The organism is Bifidobacterium miconisargentati (assembly GCF_019331675.1).
GTDB lineage: Bacteria > Actinomycetota > Actinomycetes > Actinomycetales > Bifidobacteriaceae > Bifidobacterium > Bifidobacterium miconisargentati.
Genome location: NZ_JAHBBJ010000002.1, coordinates 63325 through 75057, shown reverse-complemented (window position 1 = coordinate 75057; position 11733 = coordinate 63325). Strand labels below are relative to the sequence as shown.

9 protein-coding genes are annotated in these 11733 nt (G+C 63.5%); 1 reads left to right on the top strand and 8 read right to left on the bottom strand.

From position 1 onward, the window contains the following. Positions 1–235: 235 nt before the first annotated feature. From amrS to KIH81_RS01565, 7 genes are all read right to left on the bottom strand, one after another. Positions 236–1450, bottom strand: coding sequence for an AmmeMemoRadiSam system radical SAM enzyme (amrS, locus tag KIH81_RS01595; RefSeq protein WP_236029107.1), 1215 nt, complete (start codon positions 1448–1450; stop codon positions 236–238). Then, on the bottom strand, positions 1437–3476 hold the full coding sequence (gene amrB, locus KIH81_RS11980; protein ID WP_236029105.1) for an AmmeMemoRadiSam system protein B: 2040 nt from the start codon (positions 3474–3476) through the stop codon (positions 1437–1439). The genes amrS and amrB overlap by 14 nt, the downstream gene beginning before the upstream one ends. Before the next feature lie 165 nt (positions 3477–3641). Further along, positions 3642–5048, bottom strand: a complete 1407-nt coding sequence (locus KIH81_RS01585; protein WP_214303776.1) for a DEAD/DEAH box helicase — start codon at positions 5046–5048, stop codon at positions 3642–3644. Positions 5049–5378: 330 nt separating this feature from the next. Continuing rightward, a complete protein-coding gene (orn, locus tag KIH81_RS01580; protein WP_214303775.1) occupies positions 5379–6029 on the bottom strand; it encodes an oligoribonuclease in 651 nt (216 codons plus the stop codon). Between the two features lie 159 nt (positions 6030–6188). Next, positions 6189–7742, bottom strand: coding sequence for an IMP dehydrogenase (gene guaB, locus KIH81_RS01575; protein ID WP_214303774.1), 1554 nt, complete (start codon positions 7740–7742; stop codon positions 6189–6191). Between the two features lie 70 nt (positions 7743–7812). Next, positions 7813–9093: an MraY family glycosyltransferase gene (locus KIH81_RS01570; protein WP_236029097.1), complete on the bottom strand. Its 1281-nt coding sequence runs from the start codon at positions 9091–9093 to the stop codon at positions 7813–7815. After that, positions 9090–9788 carry an L-threonylcarbamoyladenylate synthase gene (locus tag KIH81_RS01565; RefSeq protein WP_170115029.1) on the bottom strand — a complete coding sequence of 233 codons (699 nt, stop codon included), beginning with the start codon at positions 9786–9788 and terminating at the stop codon, positions 9090–9092. The genes KIH81_RS01570 and KIH81_RS01565 overlap by 4 nt, the downstream gene beginning before the upstream one ends. A gap of 282 nt (positions 9789–10070) precedes the next feature. Here KIH81_RS01565 and KIH81_RS01560 point away from each other — a divergent pair, with 282 nt between their 5' ends. Beyond that, complete coding sequence (locus KIH81_RS01560) at positions 10071–10670, top strand: sugar O-acetyltransferase (protein ID WP_214303896.1); 600 nt, start codon at positions 10071–10073, stop codon at positions 10668–10670. Between the two features lie 68 nt (positions 10671–10738). On the opposite strand, the gene prmC is transcribed toward KIH81_RS01560, so the two are convergent. Beyond that, positions 10739–11617 carry a peptide chain release factor N(5)-glutamine methyltransferase gene (prmC, locus tag KIH81_RS01555; RefSeq protein WP_214303773.1) on the bottom strand — a complete coding sequence of 293 codons (879 nt, stop codon included), beginning with the start codon at positions 11615–11617 and terminating at the stop codon, positions 10739–10741. Positions 11618–11733 lie beyond the last annotated feature (116 nt).

Sequence of the window (11733 nt, the reverse complement as noted above, 5' to 3'; positions counted from 1 at the left end):
ACCGGAAGCAGTCGCATCAAAAAACACCTTTTATGCGAATGCACATCCCGCCCAATAGCGTAGGCTCTGTTAAACCAAGATTGACATGAATTCCATCGGACTACCCCTCAGCCGGCTTCGCCGACAGCTCCCCTGACAAGGGGAGCCGAGAATAAGGGGCATGTCAATCTTGGTTTAACAGAACCATAACGTATGCGGAACTATCCCAACAAGGAATAGTCCCGCATACGAAACATCACCAGCGGCCGGCGATGGGGGTGCCGCAGTCGGGGCAATGGCCGTTCCCACCGCCGGCCGGGGACAGACGGTCTGCGATGATGCGATACCAGTCACGTTCGATGAGCTTCGCATGGCATGACGGGTTCGCGCAGTAGGTGGTGTCCCCTTCCCGGTCGTGGACGTTGCCGGTATAGACATAATGCAACCCCTCACCGAGCGCGATTGCACGAGCACGGGTCAAGGTCTCATGTGGGGTGGGCGGCACATCCATCATCCGGTAGCTGGGATGGAAGGCGCTGAAGTGCAACGGCACGTCCGTCCCCAGATGCTCGCGAATCCACGCGCATTCGGCATGGAGTTGGTCATCGCCGTCATTGAGGCCGGGGATAAGCAGGGTGGTGAGCTCCACCCACACATGCTCGCCGCTCGGGGTGCGTGCCTCGTTGACTGCGTATTCGATGGTGTCCAGCACATCCCGGAGATGCGTGCCGGTCACCTTCCAGTAGAAGTCCTCGGTGAAGCCCTTGAGGTCGATGTTTGCCGCATCCATGGCCGCATAGAAGTCGGGACGTGCGATCGCGCTCATATATCCGGCGGTCACGGCGATCGGATGAATGCCCCGCTCGCGGCAAGCGATGGCCGTATCGATGGCGTATTCGGCGAACACGATCGGATCGTTGTAGGTGAACGCCACCGAGTCGATGCCGCGGTCCGCCGCCACCTGCGCGATTTTCTCCGGACTCGCCTCCACGCCAAGCCGATCGAAGCTGCGCGCCTTGGCGATGTCCCAGTTCTGGCAGAACCGGCAGCCGGAATTGCATCCGGCCGTGCCGAAGCTCAGCACGCTGGAGCCGGGATGGAAATGATTGAGCGGCTTCTTTTCCACCGGGTCTACGGCGAAGCCGGAACTGCGGCCATAGGTATCGGACATGATGACACCGTCATGGTTCGACCGCACGAAGCAGAAGCCACGCTGTCCGGGCTTGAGCACGCACCGGCGCGGGCACAGTTCACAGCGAGCGCGGCCGGAGCCGTCGTCAAAGCGCGTCTGCCACCGGCCGATTGCGGGATTTGACTTATCGTCTCCCGAACCCGAGGGAATCGCGGCACGGGGAAGACCGTCGATTTTCCCCGCCGCATCCGCATCAACCGGGTTACGGAGCGTGATCTGAGTCCCGGTGAAACGGTTTACGGTGTCAGAGACGCGGATGCCCACATCATTCCTCGGCATAGGCGGTCACCTCGTAGCGTTGGCAGTCGATCTCGCCATCGGACCAGTCGTATCCGGGTCTGATACCGGCCTTGGCCAGCAGGTGGGAGACGAAATCGTGCGGATCAGGAAGCTGTTCCCAGACCTGCGACAGGAAGGTGGCGCTCCGACCACGATGGTCGGAGAGGATAAGTCCATCCCGACCAGGACGTAATGCCGCTTCAAGTTCGGCACGGGACCGCACTGGCCTGTCCGAATGCCTCGGCTCCCGGCCCACATTCGTGGTTGCGGGGCGGCTCCCATCAGTCAAAGCATGCCGATAACCCTGCTTCGCTTCCCTTTCGTCCTTCCCGTCCGCTGATATTTCGGCATCCACCGTCACGACAACAGGTTCCGGCTCGCCCAATACCGAGACTTCCACGCTGAGCAGCGGGTATTCGGCCACCGTGACCGGGTTAAAGCGAGGGTCGTGAACCGCCGCGTCCACGGCATGTTCCGCAACGTCGCGTCCCAACGAACGGTAGGCCACCAACGAGCCGATGCATCCACGCAGTCGGCCGTATTCGGTAAGGGTCACAAAGCTCGCACCCGACTGCCGCAGCCAAGGATGAGCCGCGATGATGTCACTCACCGACGATTCGATTGCCCCAGCCAGGCCAGCGTCTGATTTGGAAACATCGGTAACGGGATCGTCGTCAGCACTGGTACCAACATTGGTATCGGAGACAGCGGACCGCCGCGTATCCGTATCGATACCCAGCCGCTCCCGGATGGCGGCCCGCGCAAGCGCCAACAGCACGTCGCCACGTTCACTATCCGCTGGACTCGCGTCAGTACCAGAATCTTGAGAGCCGCGATCAGCATCATCAATGGCATCAGTGCTGTCATTGGCACCGACCCCGCCGTGGATATCGGCGCCATCATGACGATCAGTGCAATCATGACCAGCTTCATCCGGCGCAGCATCATCCGATGCACCATCGCTCCGGACGTCCTCCCACGCGGCGAACGAAGCATACCCAACCACCGGCTCATCGGGGTCGTGCATGGCCGGACGCGGCTGCCCGGCGAGCGCCACCACACCGTCATCGCCCGAAGTGGAGCGGCCGAGTTCGAACAGATGCATGTCATGGCGTTTGGTCAGCACATCCAAGAGCCCATTAATCGGATAGGCTCCGCAGGCACGGCGTGGATGGATGGGCTTGCGCAGCGCGAGGATGTCCTCGATGGTCTGGTCGTCCAATGCGCGGGCGTAGGCCTGAGGATGGTAGTGCGAGAGGTCGGAACTGATGACGATGACGGTTTCGGAATCACCCCATAGGGCACGCAGCACATCGCCGACCTCCTCGGGGGTGGCGTCGCCCGCATTGAGCGGAACGATTTCAAGGTCCGGGCCGAAGATGGTCTGCAGGAACGGGATCTGCACCTCCACCGCATGTTCCTGGGCATGCGTGGGGTCGTTGACAATCAGTGCGGGAGCGGGAGCACCCGGCCGGGCATGCATGCCGGAGCGCAGACCATTCCGTGAAACACCTCGTGAAACATTGCGTGAAACGTGTTGTGAAACATCAGTCGACCCCGTGGCATCGGTGGTATCGACCGCGCCCATTCCCAACGCCCGGCGTTCAGCCGCGGTATCCACGCGAGCCGCACCCAGCGGCGTCTCGAACGCATCCCACGTGGAGCAGGCCACGCCGCGGATCGCAACGCGATGGGTCGGACCCACGATCACCGCGCGCTTCACCGTGCCGCGACCACGCTCCAGCAGCGCGTAGGCAAGCGCCGCCGTGGTACCGGAATATACGTATCCCGCGTGCGGCACGATCACCGCTTTCGGCACACCGGCCGGAAGATTCGGAGCCAACCGCCGCACCAACTCATGCCCATAATCAAGTTGCCGGTTGATGAGCTGCTTCAACGTCACCCGGTCGGCTGGGTAGAACGAGCCGGCCACCGCCGCCGGACGCACCGCAACCGGACCTGCAGCGTCGGTTTCGAGCGGTTCATGAACCTCGTTGTTCCCGTGGAAGATATCGGAATGCACCATAACGACCACCTCATCTCCATGGTAGCCCGATGGCGTCCGATGCTTCATTACATCACAATTGGCATAACCCGAACTACCCTTCAGTCGGCTTCGCCCGATAGCTCAGCGGACAGGGGAGCCGAAAGTTAGCCCACATCAAATTGGGGCACCAGCGCAACACCCAATTCAGAAGAGGGCGTCCTGATCGAATTCGTCATCGCCGGCGGCAAGACCGGTGGGCTTGAAGGCGGCGGCTCCTTCCGCGGCCAGTTGGTCGGAAGCGGCGGCCGAGGCCTCACGCAGGTCTCCGTCGAGCATCACGGCATCCGGCGAGACCAGGAACATGCGTTCGTTGCCACCGGCCAGATACAGTCCGTCCAGCGATTCCACACGAGAGAGCGCCACATAGCCCATACCGGGCGCGAAGGTACGTCGCAGGTCCATCACCGCACGGTCGAGCGTCATGCCCTGCGACTTGTGGATGGTGATGGCCCACGCGCACCGCAACGGCACCTGCCGCACGGAGGCGAGCACGGTGTCGCCGTCCATCATCTCCCAGTCCGCCGGTTTCATCGTGACGATATTGCCGTTCTCGAACTCCACGATGGGCCAGCCGCCCTTGGCTTCGGGCGCGAACCCGCGCACGGTGCCGAGCGAGCCGTTGACGAACTGATGATCGGAGTCGTTGCGCAGCGCCATCACCGCCGCACCGGTTTTGAGCACCAACCGTTCCGGGGCGAGCATGTTCTTCCTGAGTCGGTCCACCAGATTGGCCGGGCCCGCGGTCTCGGCGTGGAACTCATGCTCGTCAAGCGCGATTTGGGCCAGTCTCATATCGTTGAGCCCGTCGGCCTGCCGGTTGACGGGGAACAGGTGGACAGCCACCTGACCGGGCTCGGGCATACGTCCCAACCGGGTCAGCAGGACTTCGCGGTCGTGCTGGGTCACGCCGCCGGCGCGGATGTCGGTGAGTACGGTGAGCAGGTCACCGGTGTCCTGACGGTGTTGTTCGGTCAGGTAGCAGACAGCGGGATTGAGTTCGTCCCACACCAGTGATTCGGTGACGAAGCCTTCCGGATTGCGTCCGGCCTTGGCATAGCGTTCGCGCGCGGCCACGAATTCCGGGGTCGGGGCAATCAGGTCGTTGTTGCGACCGGATACGGAGACGGGCGGCAACTGGAAGAAGTCGCCGGACAATACCACTTGGATGCCGCCGAACGGACGCGGGTCGTGACGAACCAGCCGGCAGACCTGGTCGACCATGTCGAACAGCCAGGCGTGCAGCATGGAGACCTCGTCGATGACGAGGATGTCCGCGGCCTGTATCTTGCGGCGACGACGGGAACGAATGAGCTTCAACAGGTTGGCCGTCAGGCTCGTGGCCACGCCCACGCCGCTCCATGAGTGGATGGTCTGGCCGTTGATGTGCGTGGCGGCGATGCCAGTGGACGCGGTGACGGCCACTTCGGCGCCGTCCGCCCGCGCCTGACGGATGAATTCGTTGAGCGTGTACGTCTTGCCGGCGCCTGGGGCACCGGTCAGGAACACGTTCGCGCCGGCGTTCAGGATGGCCAAGGCCTCGCTTTGGCGCATTGGTGTTCCTTTCGATTCCCGTGATATCCGATGCCTGATTGAGTGGTGAGTACTCCCCTCTCGGAGGGAGCGGAGAGGGGAGCCACGAAAAAACAAGGCTCTGTTATAAAACCAAGATTGACATGAATTCCATTGGACTACCTCTCAGTCAGCTTCGCCGCAAGCTCGTCCTGCAATTAAGAACAAACTTCGTTCGCAGTCCACTGGCTCGACTGTCGTCTCGCACATCGCCTACAAACAGCTCCGCTGTTTGCCTCACGGCAATGTCCTAACAAGGGGAGCCAAAAATAAGGGCCATGTCAATCTTGGTTGAACAGAGCCACAAACAGACTACTTGTTGAGGATGCTGGTGGCTTCGATGTCGGCGGCGATGGCCTTGGCCTCCGCCTCGTCCGGGCCGGGCACCGGGGCCATGAAGGCCTTGCGGTAGTAGCGCAGCTCGTCCAGGGACTCGATGATGTCCGCCAGCGCGCGGTGGCCGCCGTTCTTCGGAGGACGGTTCTCGTAGACCGCCGGGTACCAACGGCGTGCGAGTTCCTTGAAGGTGCTCACATCCACGCTGCGGTAGTGCAGGTGGCTCATGAGGCCCGGCATGTAGTGGTCGAGGAACTTCTTGTCCGAGCCGATGGTGTTGCCGGCGAGCAGCGGCTTGACGCCGTCCGGGGTGAAGCGCAGCACGTATTCGGTGACCTTCTGCTCGGCCTCGGCAAGGCTCAGGCCGTGCTCCCATTCGTTGATGAGGCCGGAGCGGGTGTGCATGTTGCGCACGAAGTCGTTCATGTGGGCCACGGCGGCCTCGGAAGGCTTGATGACGAAGTCCACGCCCTCGTCCAGCACGTTGAGGCCGAAGTCGGTGGGCACCACGGACACCTCGACCAGCTCGTCGCCGCCGAAGATGTCGAGTCCGGTCATCTCGCAATCGATCCAGATCAGGCGCGAGTCCTTCGCGCTGTACGTTTCCGCGTCATGTGCATCCACCATCGTGGGCCGCCTTCCGTAACTGTCGCTCGTAATCAGAACAGTTCAGACTATACCGCGGGGAATACAAAGAGGCTCCCTTTCCGTGGAGGAAAGGGAGCCTCAAGTATGGGACGCGGTGAGTCACCTGCTATGTCGGCGAATCACCGGCCGTGACCGGCATCAGTTGTTGTGGAAGCCGGAGTAGTTCGGGGCCTCGGCGGTCATCACGATGTCGTGCGGGTGGGATTCGCGCAGGCCGGCATCGGTGATGCGGATGAAGCGGCCCTTCTCGCTCATCTCGGAGATGTTGTGGGCGCCGATGTAGAACATGGACTGGTGCAGGCCACCGAGCATCTGGTAGAGCACGGCGTTGAGCGGTCCGCGGTACGGAACCTCGCCTTCCACACCTTCCGGCACGACCTTGTCGTTGGAGGTGACGTCGGCCTGGAAGTAACGGTCCTTGGAGTAGGACTTCTTGCCGCGCGGGGCCATGGCGCCGAGGGAACCCATGCCACGGTACAGCTTGTACTGCTTGCCGTGCAGGAGCACCTTCTCGCCCGGGGCTTCCTCGCAGCCGGCGAGCGTGCCGCCGAGCATCACGGAGGAGGCGCCGGCCACGAGGGCCTTGGCGATGTCGCCGGAGTAGTGGATGCCACCGTCGGCGATGCACGGCACGCCGGCGGCCTTGCAGGCCTGGGCGGCTTCGTACACGGCGGTGAGCTGCGGGACGCCGACGCCGGCGACCACGCGGGTGGTGCAGATGGAGCCGGGGCCGATACCGACCTTAACGGCGTCCGCGCCGGCGTCGATCATGGCCTGGGCGCCGGAACGGGTGCCGACGTTGCCACCGATGATCTGCACGCCGTCGAAGGCGGAGTCGTGCTTCAGGCGGGAGATCATATCGAGGGCGAGACGGGCCTCACCGTTGGCGGTGTCGACCACGAGCACGTCCACGCCGGCCTCCATCAGGGCGGAGGCACGCTGCCAGGCGTCGCCGAGGAAGCCGACGCCGGCGGCCACGCGCAGGCGGCCCTGCTCGTCCTTGGTGGCGTCCGGGTACTGCTCGGTCTTGACAAAGTCCTTCACGGTGATCAGGCCGGTCAGGCGGCCTTCGGAATCGACCAGCGGCAGCTTCTCGACCTTGTGCTGGGCCAGCAGACGGTGGGCGTCGTCCTTGGAGATGTTGGACGGGCCGGTGACCAGGTTGTCCTTGGTCATGACGTCCTTGACCTTGAGGGTGTCGTAATCCTCAGAGGCGATGAAGCGCATGTCTCGGTTGGTGATGATGCCGACGAGCTTGTTCTCCTTGTCCACCACCGGCAGGCCGGAGATGTGGAACTTGCCGCACAGCTTGTCGAGATCGGCCAGTGTGACCTCGGGGTTGACGGTCAGCGGGTCCGTGATCATGCCGGACTCGGAACGCTTGACCACATCGACCTGGGCGGCCTGATCATCGATGGAGAGGTTGCGGTGCAGCACGCCGATACCACCATTGCGGGCCATGGCGATGGCCATCTCGGACTCCGTCACGGTATCCATGGCGGCGGAGAGAACCGGGGCCTTCATGGTGATCTTACGGGTCAGCTGCGTGGTGGTGTCCACTTCGGAGGGGATGACGTCCGTCTCGTTCGGCAGCAGGAGCACATCGTCATATGCAAGGCCGAGCTTGGCGAAAATCGGGGGAAGGGGGGCGTACGCCGACTGGGCGTTCAATTCATCAAGGTTTGTAGCCATGTAAACACTATATGAATACACGCTGACCTTCACGACACGCATGGTCTATACTGCCCCGCGTAATCCGGTATTATGCCGGCTTCTTCTCCGATTCCGCCGGTTCGCCGGACTCCGATGCGGCGATGGCGCTCGGCATGTCCGCCGTCTCCGGAGCCGTCTCGGGCTCCCCCGGCACCAGCCCGGTGGGCTGGCCCGACTGGGCGGTGGCATGGTGCGCCTTCTTGCGCGCCGCCTCCATAGCCAGGTTCTCCGCCCGCATCTCCGGGATGCGGTGCTTGAGGTACGGGTACATGGTGGCGATGGTGAGCAGCACCACCGCGATCGCCATGCCGATGGCCACGTGCTGCGCCTTGAAGAACAGGATCATCAGCGAGCCGAACGCGATGAGCGCCGCCCAACCCCACAGGATGAGCACGGCGGCACGCACCGAATGGCCGATCTTGAGCATGCGGTGGTGCAGGTGCATGCGGTCCGGATGCATCGGCGACTGTCCCTTGGCCAAACGTCGCACGATGGCCAGGCACATGTCCAGCACGGGCAGGAACAGCACCAGGATCGGCAGCAGGATCGGCATGAAGACGGGCAGGTAGATGCTGGCGTGAATCGAGGCCGGGTCGAGACGACCGGTCATCACGATGGACGCGCAGGTGATGAGGTAGCCGAGCAGCATGGAGCCGGAATCGCCCATGAACAGTTTGGCCGGATGCCAGTTATGCAGGATGAAGCCCACGCAGATGCCCACGAGACCCACGTCGATGAGCGTGGCGAGCGAGGCGTAGCTGGGCGAGGAACGGGCGATGATATAGGAGTACGCGGCGAACGCGATGCCGCCGATCGCCACGATGCCCGCGGCCAGGCCGTCCAGGCCATCCACGAAATTGACCGCGTTGATGGAGGCCACGATGAGGAACGCCGTGATGGCCATGGACAGGCTGGGGCTTGCGGTGACCAGCTGGCCGCCCAGCGGCAGCGAGATGATCTGCAGGCCGCCCCATGCCACGAACACGGAGATGAGCAGCTGCCCGGCGAGTTTGAGCATCCAGTCGAGGTCCCACAGGTCGTCCGCCATGCCGAGCAGGCTGATCATCACGCCACCGGCGAGGATCACCCACATCTGATAGCTGCCGGCGAACAGGCCGGACAGGAACGGCAGGCGGCTGGCGAAGACCATCGCCGCCACGAAGCCGATAAGCATGCCGAGACCGCCCATGCGCGGGGTGGGCACGGTGTGCACGTCGCGTGCGCGGACCTCGCCCACCGCGCCGATTTCGATGGCCACGTGACGAATCAGCGGGGTCACGAGCCAGGTCACGCCGCCGGCGATGGCGGCCACCAGAAGATAGATTCTCATGCGCCCAGTCCCCCGCCGTTGAGGTGGAGGGCCTTGCGAATCACGCTTTGGGCGATGACGCCCTCACGCAGGATCTCGATGCCGTCACGACCGTACGGATCGGCGCGCACCACGGTGCTGGAGACATGGCCCGGCGTGGGGCCGCCGTCCAGATACAGGTCGACTTCGTCTCCGAACGCGGCGATGGCTTCCTCGACGCTCTGGGCGCTCTCCTCGCCGGAACGGTTGGCGCTGGAGGCCGCAACCGGACCGGTCGCCTTGAGGATGCGCAACGCCAGCGCGGAATTCGGGATGCGGATGCCCTGCGTGCCGGGACGTCCGTCGGCGGTGTCGGCCAACGTTTTCAGCGTGCAGTCCGGACGTGCCACGGCGATCGGCGAGAACGCGCCGGGCAGGAACGCCGCGGAAAGACGATTCAGCGGCGACGGCAGGTCAAGTCCGAGCTCATCCAACTGGTCGACGGAGGCGAGCAGCACCTGCAGCGCCTTGTAGCGCGGACGGCGCTTGAGCCGGTAGATGCGATCGATGGCATCCGTGTTGCGTGGGTCGCACGCCACGCCGTACACCGTGTCCGTGGGGATGACGACCAGGCCGCCCTCGCGTATGACGCGCGCGGCCTCGGCCAATGATTCCTCCGTGACCTTCAGCGCTGCTCCCCTACTCACGCCCTTGCCTCCGTTCGCCTGTTGATTCACAATCTATCATTGCACCATTGCGCCCGGACGGGTACGGCCGCCGGAGATGGAAGTCAAATCGTCGAACCAAATGCGAGCGACGCAGGCCCGTATGCGGTGCGGGTCGTTACAATGGAGCCCGGTTTTTGTTTCCTTACGCAATAATATGGAGGACCTCCCATGAGCGACATCGCCGCCGCAACCACCAATCCAGCCGAACCCAACGGTTCCGATTCCATCAATCCCGCCGCCGAGCTGCCGCCCGTGGAACTGCGCTTGCCGCGCGCCAGCGAACACGAGGAGATGCTCGCCGGCCGCCTGTACAATCCGGCCGATCCGGAGCTCACCGCCCTGCGCGACAAGTCCGCCGACCTGTGCACGCGCTTCAACGCCACCTCGCGCGCCGACCACGCCACCCGCAACGCCATCCTCGACGAACTGCTGCCGGGTCACGGCAAGCACCTTGACATTCTGGGCCCGGTGTTCTTCGACTACGGCTGCCACACCACCATCGGCGACCGCGTGTTCGCCAACTTCAATTTCACCGTGCTCGACTGCTGCCCGGTCACCATCGGCGATGACGTGCTGTTCGGACCGAACGTCTCGCTGCTGCCTCCGATGCACCCGCTGCGTTGGCAGGACCGCAACGTGCGCGAGGCCGCGGACGGTTCGATGTACGACTATGAGTACGGCAAGCCGATCGTGATCGGTTCGAACTGCTGGTTCGGCGGCAACGTGACGGTGATCGGCGGCGTGACGATCGGCGAGGGCTGCGTGATCGGCGCCGGTTCGGTGGTCACGCGCGACATTCCACCGCACACCGTGGCCGTGGGCAATCCGGCCCGCCCAATTCGCGAGATCACCGACAAGGACGCCTCCGCGCTGCAGTATTACGCGATGTAGTTTCTTCTCCGGCTCCCCTCAGTCCGCTACGCGGCCAGCTCCCCTCAGCGAGGGGAGCCAAGATAGGCCTATTTCTCCGCGAAGAGGTAGCGGTCGCGACCGGTCCAGTCCTGGCCGGTCATGGCGGTCGTGAAACCGGTGGCTTTGGCGTAGGCGACCAGACGGCCGCCCTGGGTCACGTCGTGTTCCATCACCAGCGCGCCACTGGGCTTCAGCAGACGGAACGCGCGCTCGATGATGCGTTCGGGAATCAGCGTGCCGTCCGCGGAACCGCCGTATAGAGCCAGTTCGGGATCCCAGTCGCGTACTTCAGGCTGTTCGGGCACGTCCGTTTCGGGTACATACGGCGGATTGGTGATGACCATGTCCACCGTGCCGTCCAGTTGGGCCAGCGTGGCCAGCGACGTGGCGTCGCCCAATTCCAGCTGGTAGTTGGAGGCGATGGACGGGTATCGTTTCGCCGTTTCCGCAAGATTCCGGCGCGTCCATTCGGCCGTGCGCGCCGACAGTTCCACGGCCCACACCTGGCTGCCAGGCACTTCGGTGACCACGGCGAGACCGATGGCACCCGACCCGGCGCACAGATCCACCACGCGCGGGTGCATGAGCCCGTGACGGGTCATCCAGTCAAGTCCGGCCTGTACCACGGTTTCCGTCTCGGGGCGTGGAATGAAGACGCCCGGACCGACCTTCAAATCAAGGTAGCGGAAAGGCGCATGACCCACGATGTACTGCAGCGGCTCGCGCTTGGCACGGCGCTCCAGCATGGCCGAGAACCGGGCCTCGTCGTATTCAAGCGCGCTTCCCATGAGCAGCGCCTTGTCGACGTCACGCAGTTCCACACCGGCCGCTTCGGCCAGCAGCAGTTTCGCATCATGCTCGGGCGTTTCGATGCCGGCCTCACGCAGTCGCGCCGAGGCCGAGCGAATCACATCAATTACGGTCATTATTATCCCTCATCCGGCCGCAACGTAACATATCAACGCAAAAAGGGGCAGCTGGGCCATGTGATGCTCGACCGAAGGCTTGGCTGCTGAGCCGTTAAACGAACAATCCAGTGGAT